General features: G+C 69.9%; 18 protein-coding genes. 8 read left to right on the forward strand and 10 right to left on the reverse strand.

Annotated features, from left to right (window positions below; all coding sequences use genetic code 11):
• The first annotated feature begins 252 nt into the window (after window positions 1–252).
• Both galE and BLU81_RS37570 read left to right on the forward strand, forming a co-directional pair.
• Window positions 253–1,254: a UDP-glucose 4-epimerase GalE gene (gene galE / locus BLU81_RS37565; RefSeq protein WP_092558197.1), complete on the forward strand. Its 1,002-nt coding sequence runs from the start codon at window positions 253–255 to the stop codon at window positions 1,252–1,254.
• A gap of 107 nt (window positions 1,255–1,361) precedes the next feature.
• Entirely contained in the window at window positions 1,362–2,048 is a 687-nt protein-coding gene (locus BLU81_RS37570; protein WP_092552452.1) for a GOLPH3/VPS74 family protein, read from the forward strand.
• A 45-nt stretch (window positions 2,049–2,093) separates the two neighbouring features.
• Here BLU81_RS37570 and BLU81_RS37575 read toward each other — a convergent pair whose 3' ends face one another.
• A complete protein-coding gene (locus BLU81_RS37575) occupies window positions 2,094–3,734 on the reverse strand; it encodes a phospho-sugar mutase (protein WP_092552455.1) in 1,641 nt (546 codons plus the stop codon).
• Between the two features lie 23 nt (window positions 3,735–3,757).
• Window positions 3,758–5,707 carry a serine/threonine-protein kinase gene (locus BLU81_RS37580; protein ID WP_092552457.1) on the reverse strand — a complete coding sequence of 650 codons (1,950 nt, stop codon included), beginning with the start codon at window positions 5,705–5,707 and terminating at the stop codon, window positions 3,758–3,760.
• A 513-nt stretch (window positions 5,708–6,220) separates the two neighbouring features.
• Between BLU81_RS37580 and BLU81_RS37585 the strand changes: the two genes are divergently transcribed.
• Window positions 6,221–7,477 carry an amidohydrolase gene (locus tag BLU81_RS37585; RefSeq protein WP_092552460.1) on the forward strand — a complete coding sequence of 419 codons (1,257 nt, stop codon included), beginning with the start codon at window positions 6,221–6,223 and terminating at the stop codon, window positions 7,475–7,477.
• Here the strand turns inward: BLU81_RS37585 and BLU81_RS37590 are convergent.
• The gene (locus BLU81_RS37590; RefSeq protein ID WP_092552463.1) at window positions 7,474–8,370 is read right to left on the reverse strand and encodes a DUF4349 domain-containing protein; all 897 of its coding nucleotides are present in this window, start codon (window positions 8,368–8,370) and stop codon (window positions 7,474–7,476) included. The genes BLU81_RS37585 and BLU81_RS37590 overlap by 4 nt on opposite strands.
• A gap of 111 nt (window positions 8,371–8,481) precedes the next feature.
• Here BLU81_RS37590 and BLU81_RS37595 point away from each other — a divergent pair, with 111 nt between their 5' ends.
• Genes BLU81_RS37595 through BLU81_RS37610 form a run of 4 tightly spaced genes read left to right on the forward strand, consistent with a single transcriptional unit; the run spans window position 8,482 to window position 11,763 of the window.
• Window positions 8,482–9,111: an MBL fold metallo-hydrolase gene (locus BLU81_RS37595; RefSeq protein ID WP_092552466.1), complete on the forward strand. Its 630-nt coding sequence runs from the start codon at window positions 8,482–8,484 to the stop codon at window positions 9,109–9,111.
• Window positions 9,108–9,956, forward strand: a complete 849-nt coding sequence (locus BLU81_RS37600) for a coiled-coil domain-containing protein (protein ID WP_092552469.1) — start codon at window positions 9,108–9,110, stop codon at window positions 9,954–9,956. Before BLU81_RS37595 ends, BLU81_RS37600 begins: the two co-directional genes overlap by 4 nt.
• Window positions 9,957–10,016: 60 nt before the next feature.
• On the forward strand, window positions 10,017–10,754 hold the full coding sequence (locus BLU81_RS37605; protein WP_092552472.1) for an SCO6745 family protein: 738 nt from the start codon (window positions 10,017–10,019) through the stop codon (window positions 10,752–10,754).
• A gap of 58 nt (window positions 10,755–10,812) precedes the next feature.
• Window positions 10,813–11,763 (forward strand): GNAT family N-acetyltransferase, encoded by a 951-nt coding sequence (locus BLU81_RS37610; protein WP_092552475.1) that lies wholly within the window; start codon window positions 10,813–10,815, stop codon window positions 11,761–11,763.
• Here the strand turns inward: BLU81_RS37610 and BLU81_RS37615 are convergent.
• Entirely contained in the window at window positions 11,760–12,221 is a 462-nt protein-coding gene (locus BLU81_RS37615) for a gamma-glutamylcyclotransferase (protein ID WP_092552479.1), read from the reverse strand. The genes BLU81_RS37610 and BLU81_RS37615 overlap by 4 nt on opposite strands.
• Window positions 12,222–12,320: 99 nt before the next feature.
• Here BLU81_RS37615 and BLU81_RS37620 point away from each other — a divergent pair, with 99 nt between their 5' ends.
• A complete protein-coding gene (locus BLU81_RS37620; RefSeq protein ID WP_092552482.1) occupies window positions 12,321–13,721 on the forward strand; it encodes an NAD(P)H-quinone dehydrogenase in 1,401 nt (466 codons plus the stop codon).
• On the opposite strand, the gene BLU81_RS37625 is transcribed toward BLU81_RS37620, so the two are convergent.
• The 6 genes from BLU81_RS37625 to BLU81_RS37650 form a co-directional block, all read right to left on the reverse strand.
• A complete protein-coding gene (locus BLU81_RS37625) occupies window positions 13,675–14,352 on the reverse strand; it encodes a DedA family protein (RefSeq protein ID WP_092558199.1) in 678 nt (225 codons plus the stop codon). The genes BLU81_RS37620 and BLU81_RS37625 overlap by 47 nt on opposite strands.
• Window positions 14,353–14,703: 351 nt before the next feature.
• Window positions 14,704–16,452, reverse strand: coding sequence for an acetyl/propionyl/methylcrotonyl-CoA carboxylase subunit alpha (locus BLU81_RS37630; RefSeq protein ID WP_092552485.1), 1,749 nt, complete (start codon window positions 16,450–16,452; stop codon window positions 14,704–14,706).
• 95 nt (window positions 16,453–16,547) lie between these two features.
• On the reverse strand, window positions 16,548–17,162 hold the full coding sequence (locus BLU81_RS37635) for a Maf family protein (protein ID WP_092552488.1): 615 nt from the start codon (window positions 17,160–17,162) through the stop codon (window positions 16,548–16,550).
• Between the two features lie 230 nt (window positions 17,163–17,392).
• Window positions 17,393–18,562, reverse strand: a complete 1,170-nt coding sequence (gene mycP / locus BLU81_RS37640) for a type VII secretion-associated serine protease mycosin (protein WP_092552491.1) — start codon at window positions 18,560–18,562, stop codon at window positions 17,393–17,395.
• Window positions 18,563–19,990: a hypothetical protein gene (locus tag BLU81_RS51690; RefSeq protein ID WP_092552494.1), complete on the reverse strand. Its 1,428-nt coding sequence runs from the start codon at window positions 19,988–19,990 to the stop codon at window positions 18,563–18,565.
• Window positions 19,990–20,514: a hypothetical protein gene (locus tag BLU81_RS37650; protein WP_092552497.1), complete on the reverse strand. Its 525-nt coding sequence runs from the start codon at window positions 20,512–20,514 to the stop codon at window positions 19,990–19,992. The genes BLU81_RS51690 and BLU81_RS37650 overlap by 1 nt, the downstream gene beginning before the upstream one ends.
• Window positions 20,515–20,595: the final 81 nt, after the last annotated feature.

Consider the following 20,595-nt stretch of genomic DNA (forward strand, 5'->3'; position numbering starts at 1 on the left):
CTTCGGGGTTCACGCTTCCATGGGGGGAGAAACCGTGACGAGGCCGGAATGGGCGCGGGGGATGAGCTCGAGGCCGTGCCCGTGGCGGTCAGCATCATAGATTACCGCCGGGTGCCAACCGCCCGGCGCGTGATCAAGGTGCCGGTGAATATTCAGATCCGGCGTTTTCGGAGCCGGTCGCCGGGCGGACCGGGCCGTCCCGGCGAGGGTGGGCTAGCCTCGTGGCGAAATCGGAACGGGTGAGGGGTGTTCGTGAAGGTTCTGGTCGCGGGTGGCGCGGGGTTCATCGGCAGCACGATCTCATCCTGTCTCCTGGACGCTGGTCATCAACCGGTCATCCTCGACAATCTGGTCACCGGCCGCCGGGAGTTCTGCGAGGGCCGCCCGTTCTACGAGGGTGACATCGCTGACACCGCCGTGCTCGACCGGATCTTCGCGGACCATCCGGACATCACCGCCGTGGTGCACTGCGCTGCCCTGATCGTGGTCCCCGAATCGGTGGAGCACCCGATCCACTACTACCGCGAGAACGTTGCGAAAACCCTGGAGTTCGTCGATCACCTGATCGCCAAGGGTGTGACCCGGCTGCTGTTCAGCTCCTCGGCGTCGATCTACGAGCCCGGCGCGGACTTCACCGTCGACGAGAGCTCGAACCTGACCGCCCTCAGCCCGTACGCCCGGACCAAGCTGATCGTCGAGCAGATGCTCGCCGACATCACCGCGGCCACCCCGCTGCGGGTGCTGTCGCTGCGCTACTTCAACCCGATCGGCTCCGACCCGAAGATGCGGACCGGCCTGCAACTGCGTTCGCCGAGCCACGCCCTGGGCAAGCTGATCGAGGTCTACCGGGCGGGGCAGCCGTTCCCGGTGACCGGCGTCGACTACTCGACCCGGGACGGCTCCGGCATCCGCGACTACGTGCACGTCTGGGACCTGGCCGGCGCCCACCTGCGCGCGCTGGAGGAGTTCGACGCACTGCCGTTCGAGAGCGGCTCGCTGGCGATCAACCTGGGCACCGGTACCGGCACCACCGTGCTGGAGTTCGTCGAGGCGTTCAACCAGGTCGCCGATCGTCCGGTGGCGATCGAGACGGCGCCGCGGCGTCCCGGCGACTCGGCCGGCGCCTACACCCGCAGCACCCGCGCGGCCGATCTGCTGGGCTGGCGTGCCGAACACTCGGTCGCCGACGGCATCCGGGACTCGCTGGCCTGGTTCGCGCAGCGGGACAGGATCCTGCCGGATCTCGCCCGTTAGTTCCTCAACCCGGGGTAACGGCCAGCCGGCCCGGATCGTAGGACCGTCCAGGATCTGACCGACCTGGGGATCGGACCGGATGACCCGGGCCACTATCGTTGCGTTACATGACCCCCATCCCGCTCGCGGAGGAACTGCTCCTCCTCGCGTACGACGACCAGACCGGAAAGGCCTCGGGATCCCGCATCGGGCTTGACCTGGGCATGGCCGCCGCGGTGTTGATCGATCTCGCTCTGGCCAACCGGATCGCCTACGCCGCCGACGGTCACCTCGTGGTCACCGACGCCACTCCGCTGGGCGACCCGGTCGCTGACGGGGTGCTGGGAAAGGTGGCCACCGAGGAGCCGCACACCCCCGCCCAGTGGCTCCAGCGCCTCCGGCACCGGCTGCGCATCCGGGTCCTGGAGGACCTGTGCGCCCGAGGCGTCGTCCGCGACGTCGACGAGACCCAGCTCGGCGTGATCCACGTGCACCGCTACCCGACGTCGGACCCGGCGTACGAAGCCGAGATCCGTGGCCGGCTGGCCGCCGCGCTGATCGGCAACACGCTGCCCGACGAGCGGACCGCCGCGCTTGCCACCCTGCTCGTCGCGGCGCGGATGGAACCGGCCCTGAAACTGCCGCAGGACGAGGTCGACCGGGCCCACGAGCGTCTCGCGGAGATCGCCAGCAACGCCGGCTTCGTCGGTGACGTGACCCTGGAGGACTCCATCGTGCGGCCCAGCGTCGCGCTGGTGGTGGCCACCCTGGGCAAGGCGATCCAGGCCGCTCTGGGCACGCCCAGGCCGATCTAGCCGCCGCCCCGGGGGAGTTCACGTCCCCCGGGGACACTGGTCCCTCTAGACGCCGAGCGTTGCCGCGATCTCGGCGCGGAGGGCCTCGAGGTCGGTCGCCGCCCGGGTCCGGGTGGTCGCCGGGTCGCCGTGCACGACCACTTCGAGGTACGCCTTCAACTTCGGTTCGGTGCCCGACGGCCGGATCACCACACGTGTCGTCGCCGTGCGGAACGTCAGCACGTCGTTCTCCGGCAGCAGGTCCACCACCGAGGTCACCTCGGCACCGAGCAGGGTCGCCGGCGGGTTGTGCCGGGCCCGGGTCATCGCCCGGCCGATGTCGGCCAGGTCGTCGAAGCGCGCCGACAGCTGATCGGTGGCGTGCAGCCCGAACTCGGCCGCCAGCTCGTCCAGCCGCCCGTCCAGCGACTTCCCCTCGGCCTTGAGGCCGGCCGCCAGCTCGGCCACGGTCAGCGCGGCAGTGATGCCGTCCTTGTCACGGACCATCGCCGGGGCCACGCAGTAGCCGAGTGCCTCCTCGTACCCGAACGCCAGGTCCTCCGCCGCGCGCACGATCCACTTGAAGCCGGTCAGTGTCTCCGCGTACGGCACGCCCCGGGCAGCACAGAGCCGGCCCAGCAGCGACGACGAGACGATCGTGGTGGCGTACAAGCCGGGAGTACCACGGCGGATCAGATGGTCGGCCAGGAGCACCCCCAGCTCGTCGCCGCGCAACGGCCGCCAGCCGTCCGGGCCGGGGATCGCCACCGCACAGCGGTCGGCGTCCGGGTCGTTGGCGATCGCCAGGTCGGCGTGCTCCGCCCCGGCCAGGGCCAGCAGATGGTCCATCGCACCCGGCTCCTCCGGGTTCGGGAAGGCCACAGTCGGGAACTCCGGGTCCGGTTCGGCCTGCACGGCCACCACCGCGGGAGCCGGGAACCCGGCCGCGTCGAACGCCCCGACCAGGGTCGAGCCACCCACCCCGTGCATCGGGGTGTACGCGACGACCAGGTCACGCGGGCCGTCGGCGCTGAGGACGGCGGCCGCGCTCCGGACGTACCCGGCAAGGATCTCGTCGCCGAGAACCGTGCCCGGACCGCCCAGCGGAACCGACGTCACGTTCGGCACCGCCCGGATGGCCGCCTCGATCCCGGCGTCGGCCGGCGGGACGATCTGCGCCCCGGAACCGGCCGGACCGCCCAGAGCCGCACCCAGGTAGACCTTGTAACCATTGTCCTGCGGCGGGTTGTGACTCGCCGTGACCATCACCCCGGCGACCGCACCCAGTTCCCGCACCGCGTAGGCCAGCACCGGCGTCGGTAGCGTCCCCGGCAGCAGCAGCGCCTCCCGCCCGGCCCCGGTCGCGACCCGGGCGGTGCGCTCGGCGAACTCTTTCGAACCGTGCCGGGCGTCGTACCCGATGACCAGCGGACCGTCGCCGCCCTGCGCGCCCAGCCAGCCGACCAGACCGGCCGCCGCCCGGGTGACCACCGCGAGGTTCATGCCGTTCGGGCCGGCCCGCAGCCGGCCGCGCAGCCCGGCCGTGCCGAAGGTGAGCGGCCCGGAGAACCGGTCGCTCAACTCGGCCGCGGTCGTCGGCAGGGCATCGATCACCGCGCGCAACTCGTCCCGGCTCACCGGATCGGGATCGTCGGAGAGCCAGGCCTCGGCCCGGTCGATCAGGTCAACATAAACTTGTGGTGCCATCAGGGATTGATAGCACAGGCCGGTCAGAGGTCGAGCTGGAACGTCTCGGTCATGGTGTCGTAGTACTTCTTGTAGTCCGGGAACTTCGCGTCGGTCGTGGTCAGGAAGAAGGAATACATCTTGCCGCCGACCGTGGTCATCCGCCAGATGCCGTGACGCATCGCGTCGCCCTCACCGCACGTGTACTCCAGCTCGGCTCCCGCGTTGCCGGAGATGGTCACCTCGGTCGTGGCGACCTCGGTGAACGGCGCCGGGCAGGACTTGCCCTTCCTCAGCCCGGCCGGGGCGGTCTGGGAGACGAACTTGTTCGGTGCCACCTTGCCCGTCTCCACCAGGATGCGGACCTTGGTGGTCTTGTCGTCGGGCTCGATGTACTCGACGTAGACACCACCGGCCGACCGGGTCCAACCGGCCGGGACCTGCACGCTGACCGCGGCGTTGCCCTTGTACGCCTGGGTCTCGAAATCGGCGGCCGCGGCGTTGCTCGGCTGCGGGGCGGCCTCGGTCGGCGCGGTCTTCTCGTCAGTACCGCTCAAGGCGAAGACCAGCACCAGGATCAGCACCACCGCGGCGGCCGCGCCACCGGAGATCAGCTGCTTGTTGCGCGGCCACGACTGGAACGTGGCGACCGCCTTCTCGGTGGTCTCCCGGGCGGTGCCGACCACCTTGTCGACAGTGGCCCGACGCTTCGCCGACGGGCTCATCACCACAGTGCCCGGCCGGGGCGTGCCACCGGGCGGCTGCTGACCCCACGGGCTCTGCGGCGGGATGACACTCGTGGTGTCGCCACCGGCGCTGCCCCGGCCGCGGTCGGGAAGCTTGAAGGAGGGCATCTGACCGGTCGGGATGCTCACGTTCCCGGCCGGGACCGCGGTCGGCGGCTCCGGCGCACGGCGGCGGCCGCCGCCGTTCTGCTGCTCCAGCTTGGCCAGATGGTCGGTGAGCGACTCGGCCGGCGACAGCATCGCGCGCCCGCCGATCTGACCGCTGGGCTGCGGCGGGATCGGCTGGGTCTCGGCGGCCGGCGGCGGGCTGGTCGGACGGGACGAGGGGACGACCGAGTACGGGTCGGTCATCATGTGCGGCGGGCTCTTGCTGGCCAGCGGCCCGGCGAGCTGCTGCCGCAGGATGGTCCGGGCGGTCTGCACGTCCATCCGCTGGGCCGGGTTCTTCTCCAGCAGGCCCATCAGGACCGGGGTCAGCGAGCCGGCCCGCACCACCGGGGCGGGCGGGTCCTCGACCACCGAGTGCATTGTCTCGATCGGGTCGCCCTTGTCGAACGGCGGCCGGCCCTCGATCGCGGTGAAGAGCGTGACACCGAGCGAGAACAGGTCGCTGGGCGGGCCGAAGTCGTGGCCCATGGCCCGCTCCGGCGAGATGAAGTGCGGTGAGCCGAGCACCATGCCCGGCGTGGTCAGCTGGACGTCGGTGGGCATCCGGGCCACACCGAAGTCGGTCAGCACACACCGGCCGTCCCCACAGATCAGGACGTTCGCCGGTTTGACGTCACGGTGCAGGACACCGTGCGCGTGCGCCACCTCGAGCGCGCCGAGCAGGGCGATGCCGATCTTCGCGACCACCCGTTGGGGGACCGGGCCGTCCTCGATCACCATGTCGGCGAGGCTGCGGGCGTCCAGCAGCTCCATCACGATCCACGGGCGGCCGTTCTCGTGCACCACGTCGTAGACCTGCACCACCGCCGGGTGCTGGAGCGCGGCCGCGGCCCGGGCCTCACGCATGGTCCGCTCGTACATCGCGTCACGGTCACTGGGGGCCAGACCGGGGGGGAGTATCACCTCTTTGATCGCCACGTCGCGGCGCAGCAGAGTGTCCGCCGCGCGCCACACCGTGCCCATGCCGCCGTGTCCCACCGCGGCGCGAAGCGTGTACCGCCCGCCGATGAGCGTGCCCGGGGCTGCGCGTCCGCTGGTTGGAGACGAGTTCCCACCGCTCCACGTCGGAATTTGAGTCACTGAGGATGCCACCGAGGGGGTATAGGGGGCTGTCGGCCAACCACGCTATCTTGCCCGCAGGGTGCCCCCTAACGAAAGCCACTAGGTCACTGTTAACCACACTTCGACCCTGTGTAGTGATCGGGTTGCCCATTGTCGACTGGCGACCGACGGAGGGTGGCAAATTCCTCACAGTCGGACGCCTGGTCCGGGGGAAGCTCGTCGTCGGCGGCGGGAACGTCCTACCGTTGACGCAAAAGAGGTGTTGCGGCTCCGGGCGATCGCGGGGAAGGTGTGTCACACCCTCTGCGGGGTATGAGCCGATCGACGGACCAGTAGTGTGTCGCGTCACCTATGCGATCCACTACCCGTTGAAAGGGCTGGTGGGCCGGGACGATCTCCCGAGTGCCCGCCGACCTCGGCCGGGGTGTTTACACCTCTTTACGCGACCGTTACACAGCGTTACCTGGTTCCGGACTAGGCTGTCGCGCGTTGCGAAATCCGACGAAGTACGAGAGTGATACGGAATCCGACGTGACTACTGCTCTGGAGGCGCCGGAGGGCGCCGATACGTCGTGGCCCGGGCAACTGCCCGGCACCGACCCGCTCCCCGGCCGGCTCGACCGCTGGCTCGCTTCCAGGGGCGCCGAGCTGGTAGCGATTCGCCGGCACATCCACGCTCACCCCGAGGCGTCACACTCCGAGTTCGAGACTGCGGCCCTGATCGCCCGGGAGCTGACCGTCGCCGGGCTGAGCCCGCGACTGCTGCCCCGCGGCAACGGCGTCATCTGTGACATCGGCGAGGGCCCGCGCACCATCGCCTTCCGCGCCGACATCGACTCGCTGCCGCTGCACGACCTCAAAGAGGTGCCGTACCGCAGCACCGTCGACGGACAGGCGCACGCCTGCGGCCACGACGTGCACACCACGATCCTGCTCGGCCTCGGCATGGCGCTCGCGCAGCTGAACGACCAGGGCCTGCTGCCCGGCCGGGTGCGGCTGATCTTCCAGCCGGCCGAGGAGGCGATGCCGTCCGGCGCGCCCGAGGTGATCGCGGCCGGCGCCCTCAAGGACGTCGACGCCATCTACGCGCTGCACTGCTACCCGCAGCTGCCGGCCGGCCTGGTCGGCGTGCGCTCCGGGCCGTTCACTGCGGCCGCCGACGCGGTCGAGATCAACCTCACCGGCCCCGGCGGGCACACCGCACGGCCACACCTGACCGCCGACCTGGTGTACGCCCTGGGCCGGGTCATCGTGGAGGTCCCCGCACTGCTCAGCCGACGGGTCGACCCGCGTTCCGGGCTCTCCCTGGTGTGGGGCGCGGTGCACGCGGGTCAGGCGTTCAACGCGATCCCCGGCGCGGGTGTGCTGCGCGGCACGATCCGGGTGCTCAGCCGGGAAGCCTGGCGTGAGGCCCCGGAGCTGATCACCCGGCTGATCCGTGAGGTGGTCGCGCCGACCGGCGCCGAAGCCGACGTCAACTACACCCGCGGTGTCCCGCCGGTGATCAACGACCGGATGGCCTCGGCCGTCATCGCGAGTGCCGCCGGCGCCGCGCTCGGCCCCGACCGGGTGGTGGAGGCCGAGCTCAGCATGGGCGGCGAGGACTTCTCGTTCTACCTGGAACACGTGCCCGGCGCGATGATCCGGCTCGGCACCGGGCGACCCGGTGCCGACGTACGCCACGACCTGCACCGGGGCGACTTCGACGTGGACGAGAGCTGCATCGCGTACGGGGTGCGGGTGATGGCGCACACCGCGCTCGCCGCGCTCGCCACCGGAGCGTTCTAAGGAGCGGTCGGGGCCGGGGTGCTGCGGCGGCGGTAACGCCGCACACCCTGGATCACCGCCCACACCGGGACACCGATCGCGACGGCCCACGGCAACAACGCGCCGAGCACCGTGAGCAGCACGCCCATCGAGATCAGCAGCGCCTGCCAGCCGCCGGACAGCCCGGCCAGGAAGCCCACCGGCTCGTCGTCCGAGTCGTCCCGCACGGCCTCCGGGTCCAGCAGCACCACCGTGATCGTGGAGAGCGCGGTGAGGTCGTCCAGCCGGCGCTTCTTCGCCTCGAGCGAGGCCAGATCCGACTCCCGGGTCGCCACCTCGCGCTCCAGCATCACCAAGTCGTTCAGGGACTTCGCCTCGGCCAGCAGGCGCTTGCCGCTCTCCACCCGGGCCTTCTGCACCGAGATCCGGGCGTCCAGGTCGACCACCTGCTCGGTGACGTCCTCGGTGTTGATCCCGCGGCTCTCCTCCTTGCCCAGTTTGCCGAGCTGGTCGACCACCGAACTGAACTTGGCGGCCGGGATGCGCAACTGGATGTTCGCGGTGGCCGAGCCGGTCCCACTGTGCCGTTCGTCACCACTGACGAACCCGCCCGAGCCGGTCGCGATCCCGGTGACCTGAGCCGAGGCCGCGGTCACGTCGTCCACCCGGATCGTGATCGAGCCGGTGTAGATGATCGAACGCTGATCGACCTGCAGGTTCGGCGCTTGGGCGGGAGTGTCCTGCCCGGCCGCCTGCTCCGGCGCCGCCTTGTTCTCCGCCGCCCCGCCCGCGGTGTCCTGCTGTCCCACCGCTGGTTCGGCCTGGCTGCTCATGCCCGAGTCGCTGTTGTCCGCGCCGCAACCCGCCAGCATCAGACACGCCAGCAGCGCGGCCGTGATTCCCCGTTTATCCATCTGGCAGCTCCGATTCTCAAGTCTTCACTGACCGTGGGACGTACGGCAGGTACATCCCGGTTCCGGCAGACTGCGAGATGAGCGGTCACGAATCAGTAGCGGAGGGGTCCCGTGCGCGTCACGAAGTTCACGCATTCCTGCTTACGCCTCGAAAGCGGGGGCGTACTCGTCGTAGATCCTGGCGAATTCTCCGAAGCGTCCGCATTGGCCGGAGCGGACGCCGTGCTCATCACCCACGAACACTTCGACCACCTCGACGTCGCGGCGGTGACGACGGCCGTGGACCGGAACCCGGCCCTGCGGATCTACGCGCACGAGGCGGTGCTGCCGGTACTCGGCGACGCGGCGCGGGCGGCGGTCGCGGTCGCGGTGGGCGACGATTTCGAGGCGGCCGGTTTTCAGATCCGGGCGTACGGCGGACAACACGCGATCATCCACCCGTACGTGCCGGTCTTCGCCAACCTCGGCTACCTGATCTCGGACGGGGCGGAGAACCTCTACCACCCGGGTGACTCCTTCGTGGCACCCGGCGAACCGGTGGAGACCCTGTTCGTGCCGATGAACGCGCCGTGGGCCACCATCGCCGAGTCCCTGGAGTTCGTCCGCGGGATCGAACCCGGCCGGGCCTTCGCCCTGCACGACGGGCTGCTCAACGAACGGGGCGCGGCCGTCTACGGCAAACACCTGGAGAGTTTCGCCGAGACCTCCTTCCGTCAGGTGGCACCCGGCAGCGTGCTGTGAACGACGGCGGCGACATCGTCCGGCGGCTGTACGAGTCACCACCGGACGGATTCGTCGCGGCCCGGACCGCCGCCGTCGCCGAGGCACGCCGGGCCGGTGACGTGGCGGCCGCCCGACACCTCGCCGCCCTCAAGAAGCCGACCGTGGCGGCCTGGATCGTCAACCTGGTGGCACTGCAGCGGCCCGAACTGCTCGACGAGCTGGCCGGTATCGCCGACGCTCTGCGCGCCGCTCAGCGTGACCTGCAGGGCGATCAGATGCGGGAACTCTCCCTGCACCGGCGGCGGTTCGTCACCTCCCTGGTCGAGGCGGCCCGGCGGCTGGCCGTCGAAGCCGGTACGCCGGGGGCCAAACTGCCGCTCGCCGAGGTGGAGGCGACGTTCACCGCGGCGCTGGCCGAACCGGAGATCGCCGGGCAGATCCGGAGCGGGCGGCTGATCCGGGCGGTCAGTTACGCCGGTTTCGGTGAGGTGCCCCGCCCTCGCCTGCGCCTGCTGACCGGCCTTTCACCGGCCCCGGCACTCCCTCCGGCTCCGTCCCTTGTTCGGGATGAGACAGCCCAGCGCCGCCGGGAACTGGAACGGGAGATGACCGCCGCGGAGGACGCCGAGAAGCGGGCGGATCTCCGGGTGACACGTGCCGAACAGGCCGAGCGGGACGCCGAACATCTGGTCGAGGACCTGGAGGCGGAACTCGCCGAGCTGGACCGGCGCCGGGCCGAGGCGGTGGCCGACGTGGCCCGGCGCAGACTGGGCCGCCGGACCGCTGAACGCGAGGCCGCCACCGCCCGGCGCGCGGTCGGTGAGGCACAGGCGGCCCTCGATGATCTATCCGGACACCAGTGAGTTTCCTTACCGGCCAGCAATGATTTTCTTTAGACGGTCAAGGGGAGCAGAATCGGGCAGGTGACCCCGGAACAGGCTGCCGCCAACGCCCGCGTGGGACTCGCCGCCATCGTCCGCGCCTTCTCGGAATCACCGCGCACCCTCCAGGGCGCCCGGCTGCTCGGCCTCTCCGGCTGGGCGTACCACGTGTCCGCCCGCGCCGGAGCGCTCGGCGACGTCAAACCGGAGACCGTGGCGGCCGTACTCGCCTTCATCGCCCCCGAGGCGGTGACCGACGGCTGGGAGGCGGCCGTGAAATCGTCGGCCCCGGCCACCGTGGCCGCCTGGCATCTCGGTGAGCTGTGCAACTGGGGTGCCGAGCACCTCGGCGGTTTCCCCCGCCTGACCCGGTTGCACGATCTCGCCCAGCGGGTCGTCGACCGGGTCGACACCGCCGGCCTCCCGCTCTTCGCGGCCTGGCGGGCGATGGTCGCGCCGAACACCGAGCCCGGCGCCCGCGCCGCGGTGCTGCTGCACCTGCTGCACGAGCACCGGCAGGGGGTGCACGTGATCGCGGTGCGGGCCAGTGGTCTCACCCCGCTGGAGGCGATCATCGCAGGCCCCGATGGCGAGACCGACGCGGTCGCGCTCGGCTGGCAGGCGCCCTACCCGCCGGCCGGCCCGCTGATCCGCCGCCTGCTGTGGGCCGACGCGGTGACCGACGCGCTGGCCGGTCAGGCGTACGCCGCCTTGGATCAGCCGGAGCGCATCGAGCTCGCGGGCCTGCTGGAGTCGCTGGGCCACCGCCTAACCCGCTGAGAAGCGGCCGTTCGAAACTCGGTTGAGATCCGCCACCGGGGCGTGTTGCGATGCCGGTATGACGGAACTCCCGCACGGCTGGACCACTCGCCGGCCGACCCTCGACGACGTGCCCGCGATCCTCGAACTGGTGCACGCCAGCGACGTCGCCGCGGTGGGGGAGCCCGACTACACCGCCGACGATGTCCGCGACGACCTGACCACGCCGCACACGGACCTCGACCGGGACTGCTGGCTCGCCCTCGACGACTCCGGCAAGATCGTCGGCTGGGCCTTCCCCGGCAACTCCACCGGCGGCGCCCGGGACATGGCCAACGTCTACTTCTGGCCCGGCGACGGCCGGTCCGCCCTGAAACCGCTGCTCGCGCTCCTGATGGACCGGATGCGGGAGAGGGCCGCCGAGTTGGGGCACTCCACCTATGAGGTCCGGGCCGGTGCGATCCCCGGGGAGACCGAGCTGATCGAGGCGCTGACCGGTGCCGGGTTCGTCTTCCTCAAGCAGTTCGCCCGGATGCAGATGTCCCTCGACGGGGTTTCCCCGGTCGCTCCCGAGCCGCCGGCCGGTGTCACGGTGCGTCCGGTCCGGTCCGGTGACGAGGCCGAGCTGCGGGCCTTCCACGCGGTGATCGAGGAGTCGTTCACCGACTCCGACCATCGGGCGATGCCGTTCGAAGGCTGGCAGGCCAAGATCAACCGGCCTGGTACGCCGTTCGGCGAGTGGTTCGTCGCCGAGGTGGACGGGCGTGTCGTCGGGGCACTGCAGAGCTCCGACGGTGGCGAGGACTCCAGAGAGGGCTGGGTGAAGGGTTTGGCCGTGCTCCGGACGTACCGGAAAAGGGGTGTGGGTGAGGCTCTGCTGCGCCGGGCCTTCGCGACCTATGCCGGAAACGGGCGGCCGAAAGCGGGCCTCGGCGTCGATCTGGCGAACCCGACCGACGCCGCGAGCCTCTACTTCAAGGTCGGCATGACCCCGTTGTACCGGGCGAACATCTACCGCACCGAGGTTTAGACCTCGGGAGCCGCGGTTCCGGTCGGCCGGCTGCGCAGATCGGCGACGTAGTCGTCCGGTGCACCGGCTTTCTCGGCTGCGTTCGCGATCTCCGACAGGTACCACTCGGTGGGCAGGCCGCCCTCGTAACCAGCGAAGACGTACACCCATGCCGGTACTTCACCGTCAAGTGTCGATATACGCACGGTTACTTTCTGGTACGCCCCAGCGGTGACGCCCTCGACTTCGTCGAGTTGTGACGCGTCCCACTGATGGACGTCGTAGAGCGAGACGAAGACGCGGTCTCCGGGCGACTCGACAATCGTCGTGACCGCCCCCTCCCAGCCCATTTCTCCCTCACCGGCAAAGGTGAGGCGCCAGCCTTCGATCCACCCCACGCCAACCATCGGCGAGTGCGGACAGTAGGCCCGCATGCGGGCGGGATCCATGTTCGAGCCATACGCGGCGTAGTGACGCACGGCGACGACGATAGTCGTAGCAAGCGGTGGTGAGAATATGAGGAGTGCGTGTCGGCACAACTGTTCGGCATCAGTTGCCGCTTTTGGAGGTTTTGAGTCGTGAGTCGGATCGTGATCATCGGTGGCGGACCGGGAGGGTACGAGGCGGCACTGGTCGCGGCTCAGCTCGGCGCGGAGGTCACCCTCGTCGAAGCGGACGGGCCCGGTGGCGCCTGTGTGCTGACCGACTGCGTCCCCTCCAAGACGTTCATCGCCAGTTCGGAGGTGGTGACCGGACTCCGCTACGACGAGCGGTTCGGGATCCGCTCGCCCGGCCTGGACGGGGTGACCGTCGACGCGAAAGCCGTCAACGAGCGGGTGAAGAAGCTGGCCCTGGCCCAGTCGGGTGACATCCAGACCAAGCTGATCAAAGCCGGGGTGGACGTGGTCCGCGGCCGGGCCCGGCTCGGTGAGGACCGGCTCGGCCACACCCACCAGGTGCTGATCACCCCGGAGGGTGGCGAGACCTACGCAGTCGAAGCCGGCACGGTGCTGCTGGCCACCGGGGCCACCCCGCGGGTGCTCGCCACGGCCCGGCCGGACGGCGACCGCATCCTCGACTGGCGGCAGGTGTGGGACCTGGAGGAACTGCCCAGCCACCTGATCGTGATCGGCTCCGGCGTGACCGGTGCCGAGTTCGCCAGCGCCTACCTGGCGATGGGCGTGAAGGTGACGCTGATCTCCAGCCGGGAGCGGGTCATGCCGCACGAGGACGCCGACGCCGCCATGGCGATCGAGCGGGTCTTCCGCGAGCGGGGCATGACCATCCTGAGCCAGTCCCGTGGCGACGCGGTGGAGAACACCGGCGACGGCGTACGGGTGACACTCTCCGACGGCCGGACCGTCGAGGGCTCACACGTCCTGATGGCGGTCGGTGCCATCCCCAACACGGGCGACCTGGGCCTCCCGGAGTACGGCGTGGACGTCTCCGACGGCGGTTACGTGACCGTCGACCGGGTGTCCCGTACCAACGTGCCCGGCATCTACGCCGCCGGCGACTGCACCGGGGTCCTGCCGCTCGCCAGCGTCGCGGCCATGCAGGGCCGGATCGCGATCTGGCACGCCATGGGCGAGGCGGTGGCCCCGCTGCGGCTGCGGACCGTCTCGGCGAACGTCTTCACCGACCCCGAACTCGCCAACGTCGGGGTGTCGCAGAACGAGGTGGACTCCGGCCGGTTCCCGGCCCGCCAGGTGATGCTGCCGCTGACCGGCAACGCCCGCGCCAAGATGGCCGGGCTCCAGGACGGCTTCGTGAAACTCTTCTGCCGGCCCGGCACCGGGCAGATCGTCGGAGGTGTCGTGGTGTCACCGAAGGCGAGTGAGCTGATCCTGCCGATCACCATGGCGGTCGAGAACAACCTGACGGTCGATCAGCTGGCGCACACCATCACGATCTATCCGTCGCTGTCCGGGTCTATCGCTGAGGCTGCCCGTCAGCTGATGCAGCACGAGGTTCAGTGACGGGTCCTTTTCCGCCTTCGGCTTCGTCCTTGCCTCCGAACAGGGCGAGGACCCAGCCGGCGGTGCCGAAGACCAGGGCGGCCGCGGCGGCGACGGCGAACAACCGCCAGGCGGACTGGGTGATCGCGGTGCCCCCGAGGTGCCCGACCAGTCCGCCGTAACTGGCCCAGCCCAGCGCCGCCAAGCCGTCGTAGAGGACGAACAGGCGGATCGGGTAACCGGTGCGGCCGGCGTGGTAACCCGACGCCATCCGGCCGCCGGGGACAAAACGGCAGAGCAGGATCACCAACGGGCCGGGGCGGCGCAGGCCGCGGGTGAACCGCTCGGCCGCCCGCCGGGTCCGGGAGTCGTGCTCCTCGTTATGCGGCGCGAACCGGGCCCGCAGCGCGCTCAACTGGGCCCCGGTGGACCGGCCCAGCACGAAGGCGATGGTGTCGCCGGTGAACATGCCGACCGCCCCGATGATGATCACCGCGGCGAGATCGAGATCGCCGTACACCGTCAGGGCGCCGGACGTGATCATGACGGCCTGGATCGGGACTACCGGGACCAGAGCGTCGACCGCCAGCAACGCGAACAGGGCGAGGTACGCCCACGCCGGTGTCATCACCATCGTCAGCAGTTCGGTCATCGGTGCGGCCACCTCGCGGCTTCAGGACTCCCGGCATTCTGCGACAGACCGGCTGAGAGAGCGCTGTGCTCACAGCATGCGCCCCGTCGTGTGCGTTCTGCGGTGATGCGGGACACGCTACGGCCAGGACTTTCGCCTCACTCCCGGTTCGCCGCTGCCGAGTGTGCCGGTTCTCGCCGCCCGCCGATGCTGGGCGCGCCGGTTCACGCTGAGCACGGACGTTGGGCGCGCCGGTTCTCGCCGGGCGCGGGTGCCGGGCGTACCGTTGTGACGCCCGCGTCGCATGGTCGGCGCGCAGCCGCGGGCCGTCGGTAGGTCCCGTATCGGCGGCCCGCTCCTTGACCCCGCCGGTTACTCCGCGTTGATCTCGCAGATCACGGTGCCGGCCGTGACCGTGGCACCCGCCTCGACGGCGAGACCCGCCACCATGCCGGCCCGATGTGCCTGCAACGGCTGCTCCATCTTCATCGCCTCGATCACCACGATCGTGTCGCCCTCGGCCACCACGTCGCCGTTCTGCACCGCCACCTTCACGATCGTGCCCTGCATCGGGGCGGTCAGACCACCGGTGGCCGCCTTGCTCGACGCACCCCGGCCCACCCGGGTCGCGGCACGGCGCGGGGCCTTGTCACCCGTACCGCCGCTGGTCAAGGTTTTGGGAAGTCGCACCTCGATGCGCCGCCCGCCGACCTCGACCACGACGGTCTCGCGCTCCTCCGGCTCGCCGCCGATCGCGGGTGTCGTGAACGGCGGCACCTCGTTGGCCCATTCGGTCTCGATCCAGCTGGTGTGCACAGTGAACGGCTCGTTGGTGAACGCCGAGTCGCGGATCACCGCCCGGTGGAACGGCAACACCGTGGCGATGCCCTCGATCACCGTCTCGTCCAGGACCCGCCGTGACCGCTCCAGCGCCTCCGCCCGGGTCGCCCCGGTCACGATGATCTTCGCGAGCATCGAGTCGAAGTTGCCGCCGACGACCCCGCCCTTCTCCACGCCGGAATCGACCCGCACCCCCGGCCCGGCCGGCCAGACCAACTCGGTGACCGTGCCCGGCGCCGGCAGGAAACCGCGCCCGGCGTCCTCGCCGTTGATCCGGAACTCGATCGAGTGCCCACGCGGCACCGGATCCGTCGTCCACGGCAGCTCCCCGCCCGACGCGATTCGGAACTGCTCCCGCACCAGATCGATACCGGTCGTCTCCTCACTGACCGGATGCTCCACCTGCAGGCGCGTGTTGACCTCCAGGAACGAGATCGTCCCGTCCCGGCCGACCAGGTACTCCACCGTGCCCGCGCCGTGATAGCCGGCCTCCCGGCAGATCGCCTTCGCGCTGTCGTGGATGCTCTGCCGCTGCTCCGCACTCAGGAACGGTGCCGGAGCCTCCTCCACCAGCTTCTGATGGCGGCGCTGCAACGAGCAGTCCCGCGTGCCGACCACCACCACGTTGCCGTGGGTGTCCGCCAGAACCTGCGCCTCCACATGGCGGGGCCGGTCCAGATAACGCTCGACGAAACACTCGCCGCGCCCGAACGCGGCCACCGCCTCCCGGGTCGCGCTCTCGAACAGCGCCGGGATCTCCTCGACCGTGCGGGCCACTTTCAGCCCCCGGCCGCCGCCGCCGAACGCCGCCTTGATCGCCACCGGCAGCCCGTGCTCCCCGGCGAACGCCACGATCTCCGCCGCGTCCACCACCGGCTCCGGCGTGCCCGGCACCAGCGGCGCGCCCGCACGCTGCGCGATGTGCCGCGCGGTGACCTTGTCCCCCAGGTCGCGGATCGCCTGCGGGGAAGGGCCGATCCAGATCAATTGCGCGTCTTGTACGGCCTGGGCGAACTCGGCGTTCTCCGAGAGAAACCCATAACCCGGGTGTACGGCGTCAGCCCCGCTGCGTTCCGCGATCACCAGCAGCTTGTCGACACGCAGATAGGTGTCGGCGGCGGTCTCACCGTCCAGTGCGTAAGCCTCGTCGGCCAGGCGCGCGTGCGGCGCGTCCCGGTCGCTGTCGGCGTAGACGGCGACGCTGGTGAGGCCGGCGTCCTTGCAGGCCCGGATGACCCGGACGGCGATCTCGCCCCGATTGGCGATCAGAATCTTCCGCACCGCCCGAGCCTAACGGTTCTTCAGGCCGTTTCGTCCCCGCATCTGCGCCGCGGTTCTCCGGTCCGGCTTCGATACGTAGTTAGGCCGGATTCGCGTCAGTGACGCCACAGGGCGGTGATCGGGATGCCCATGTCGGCGAGCAGCTTCCGCAGCAACGGCAGCGACAGCCCGATCACGTTGCCCGGGTCACCCTCGATCCGGTCCACGAACGCGCCACCCCGCCCGTCCAGCGTGAACGCACCGGCCACCTGCAGCGGCTCACCGGACGCCACGTACGCCTCGATCTCGGCGTCGGTGACATCGGCGAAATGCACAGTGGTCCGGCCCACCGCCTCCGCCTGCAGCCCGCTGACCAGCCCCGTCAGGTGATGCCCGGTGTGCAGCACACCCGATTTGCCGCGCATCCGCGACCAGCGTTTGGCGGCCTCCTCGGCGTCGGCGGGCTTACCGAACACCTCGTTCTCGAACGCCAGCACCGAATCACAACCGAGAACCAGAGCAGCCGGGTCAGCCGGAAGCTGAGCCGCCACCGTGCGGGCCTTCATCCGGGCCAGCGCGAGACTGGTCGTGTAGGCGTCCTCATGCTCGACGACGCTCTCGTCCACCCCGCTGACGATGACCTCGGCATCGATGCCGGCCCCGGTGAGCAGAGCCCGTCGGGCAGGGCTGGCGGAGGCGAGGATCAGGCGATATGCGATGTCGGTCTGCACGAAAAACGAGCCTACAAGCCCCAGCCACGCTTTCGGGTGGACAAGCACCGTGTCTCGGCCACGATCTGCGACAAATCTCCGGCAGTCCCGTGCGGGCCGCGGCCTTCATCAGCCGCGGCCCCACCGTCTCATCGGTTCGAGCGGTGCCGTCATCTCATCGGTCGAGTCGTGCCGCCGTCTCATCGGTTCGAGCGGTGCCGTCATCTCATCGGTCGAGTCGTGCCGCCGTCTCATCGGCTCGAGTGGCGCCGGCGGATGCGAGCCACGCGGAACGCGGCCACCACCGCGAAGCCGAGCACCAGCGCTCCGATTCCGGCGACGGACGCCAGAGTGGAAGTCGCCGGCCTCGATCGGGACGCCGCCTCCGCATCCGGCTTCTTTTCCGGGGCTGTGCTGGTTGCCGTGTTCGGGGCCGCGCTCGTGTCCGGGGCAGTGCTGGATCCCGTGCTCGTCGCTCCGACCGGCAGCGGCGGCACCTCGGCGGTCAGCGCTTTGACGACGTTGAGAACGCCGTACCCGCACTGGTCGTCCTTACCGGGCGTCCCGAAGTCGTCAGCCGTGGCGGTGAGCCGGTGCACGACCTCCGGAGCCGACAGTTCCGGAAACTTGGCCCGGACCAGGGCTGCGGCCCCCGACACCACCGCGGTGGCCGCGGATGTGCCGTTGTTCAGGAGATACTTGCCGTTCAACCCGGTGGAAGCCACATCCACGCCGGGAGCGCAGATCCCCACCTTCTCCCCGGTCCGGGAGAAACTGGCGAGCTTGCCGTTCTGGTCGATCGCGCCCACCGCGAGAACGTCGGGCATGGCAGCCGGATAAGCGAACAGGAGCACATCAGCCTTGTTCCCCGCCGCCGCGACGACCACGGCATCCGCCTTGACAGACCGGGCGATCGCCTCGTTGAGATCCCGGGACTGGATTCCGGCTCCCGAGACGTTGATGACATCTGCGCCCGCTTTGGCAGCCCAGGCGATCCCCGCCGGGAGCCCGTCTCTGTTGTCCTCGTCGCTCAACACCTTGACCGGCAACAGATCGGCCTCGGGCGCGATTCCGAGAACACCGTCGTTCGCGCCCCGACCGTGCCCGGCGATGATGCCGGCCATCGAGGTTCCGTGGCCGCTGGTGTCCTTCTGGCCGATGCCGTCTCCGCCGGAGAGGATGTCGGTCCCCTTCTTCAGGTTTCCCTTGAGATCCGGATGAGGGGAGATCCCACTGTCGACGACCGCGACCGTTACACCAGCGCCCTTGGTGATCCGCTGGGCGGTCGGAAGGTCGAGGAACTTGATGTGCCATTCCGCGTTCCGCACCCGGTCGGCGTACGCCGGAACCCCGGGCCACAGAACGACGGAGGCCACCGCGGTGACGGCGGCGAGAGCCGCCGCCTTTCTGCTCGTCCCCACTCAGCGGCCTCCGATGGAGGGGCCGGGATCGATACGCTGCTCCTGCGCGGGAAGTAGAACCGGATCGACGCCGTCGTCGGTCTCCCACGGGTTGTCCGGATCCCAGCGCCGGTTCTGCGGGTCCTCGTCGTTGCGCCCGTTCCCGCGGCGTCCCGGCGGTCCGCCCATACCGCTCTGGCCCGCGCCGTTCGCACCACGACCGTTCGCGGTCTGCCCACCGATCATGCCACCGGCCGGATTGACCCGCTGACCACCACGGGCCCCAGAACCCGCCTGGCCGCCGCGGCCGCCGGCACCCCCGGGCATTCCGCCGGGCGTGCCACTGGACATCCCACCTCGGCCACCCGCCGCCGGGCTCCCGCCGATGACCCCGTTGTTCGGGAACGATCCACCCCGGGTGGCCCCGGTACCGGTCGGGATCCCGCCGGAAGTCGCCGGGGTGAACCGCCCGCCACCAACGCCCGGCGAGGTCACGTTCGTGGACGGCGTGAACGGGAACGGCCCAGCCGGAGAGCCGGTGTTCGGCGGCAACGTGGTGGTGTTGGTCGGTGTCGTGGGGTTGAAGGGGTTCGTGACGTTCGGGTTCGTGGTCGGATTCGTCTCCACCAGGGTCGGCCCTTGCGACGGCGGCTGGTTGCCCGGCCCCGACGTGTCGACGCTGGTGTCCGGAACGGTCGTCCGGTCGCTCGTCGTGGGCGTGGTGACATTCGACGAACCGGTCGGGGTGGAGCCCCGCGGGGTGAACCCCGGGGTCAGGCCCGAGGCGCTGCCGCCACCGACGCCGCCACCATTGGACAGACCCTCGGTACCGCTCTGATCCACGAACGGCTCGTATGGGCGGGGAGCGACGAAGGACGTCTGAGCTGTCGCCAGCTCGGCACTCAGCGACTGCATGATGCCGGCTGCCTGCTGCTGGAGCTGAACCTGCCGTCCCGGCACGACCGGCGGGGTCTGCGGTGACGGCGATGGAGTCGGAGTCGGGGTCGGAGTGCTCCCCGACGTGGTCGACGGAGTCGGGTTCTGCGCGTTGTACTCGGCGAGAAGACCCGCGTTGGCGGTGTGCTCCTGCTGGATCTTGTCCAACTCGCGGCGTGCTTCCTCGACCGCCAGGGTCGCGGTGGAAAGCGCCGTGTGGTTGGAGATCGCCGCGTCGTACGTCTCCTGGAGGTTCTCGATCAGCCCGTTGAGTTCCTGCACGTACGCGGCCGCGGCCTTGCTCTTGTGCGGTGGCCAAGCGGTAGCCAGGTTGTCCCGGTACTGCGTCACCTGGCTGATGTGGGTGAGGAGCAGTTCGTACGACTTCTGCCAGGCACCGACCATCTTCCAGTGCGGCGCACCGTCGTAGTCCTTCAGCGCGGCCCACATCGTCGGAACGGGCGTGCCGGCCCAGCCGCTGGCGAAGGTTCCCCCGCCGTCATGGACAGCCATCAGCCCTCCCCGGAGTTGTTGAAGTCGGTGGCTGTCGGAGTGCCGTCCAGCGGAAGCTCGATATTGGGCAGGGTGGTGTTGGTGTTACCCGAGCCGCCGGTGCTGGTGCCGGTGCCGGTGCTGGTGGTGGTGGCACCAGCACCCAGGTACTGCTGGACGTCGGTGACCTTGGCTCGCGAGAACGCGTCCGAGTCGCTGTACTTGTCACCGATCTGATCGGCGGCACTGGCGAACCGGTACGTGTTGTCGATGTATCCGAACACGTTCTTCTGCGTCGCCAACTGGACCTGGTCGTGGGCGTACAGGAAGAGGTGCAGCTCGTAGAAGTTCGGCGCCTCCGGCAGCGGAGTCATCATCGTGTCGCTGACCGTCTGGGCATGCGGGGCATAACTGCCCTCGATGTTCAACGTCAGCTTCGCCGCGAACTCCTTCATCGCCTGAATGTCCGCCTCGATACCGCCGAAGTCGGAGTAGTCGTAGTCCCGTAGCCAAGCCGGACCAAGGTCCTCCTCAGGAATCCCCACCGGAGCCCCCTCCCCATCGATCCCTCACTGAACAGCACCTGAGAGGTTAACCTGCTACGGCACGCCCCCTGAACTCTGTTT

The sequence above is a fragment of the Actinoplanes derwentensis genome (genome assembly GCF_900104725.1).
Taxonomy (GTDB): domain Bacteria; phylum Actinomycetota; class Actinomycetes; order Mycobacteriales; family Micromonosporaceae; genus Actinoplanes; species Actinoplanes derwentensis.

What these genes read in the sequence shown, in the direction of transcription:
- BLU81_RS37625 (WP_092558199.1), bottom strand. Translation starts at nt 14,352, where the DNA reads ATGACCGAACTGCTGACGATGGTGATGACACCGGCGTGGGCGTACCTC.
- BLU81_RS51690 (WP_092552494.1), bottom strand. Translation starts at nt 19,990, where the DNA reads ATGGCTGTCCATGACGGCGGGGGAACCTTCGCCAGCGGCTGGGCCGGC.
- BLU81_RS37570 (WP_092552452.1), top strand. Translation starts at nt 1,362, where the DNA reads ATGACCCCCATCCCGCTCGCGGAGGAACTGCTCCTCCTCGCGTACGAC.
- BLU81_RS37575 (WP_092552455.1), bottom strand. Translation starts at nt 3,734, where the DNA reads ATGGCACCACAAGTTTATGTTGACCTGATCGACCGGGCCGAGGCCTGG.
- BLU81_RS37590 (WP_092552463.1), bottom strand. Translation starts at nt 8,370, where the DNA reads ATGGATAAACGGGGAATCACGGCCGCGCTGCTGGCGTGTCTGATGCTG.
- BLU81_RS37610 (WP_092552475.1), top strand. Translation starts at nt 10,813, where the DNA reads ATGACGGAACTCCCGCACGGCTGGACCACTCGCCGGCCGACCCTCGAC.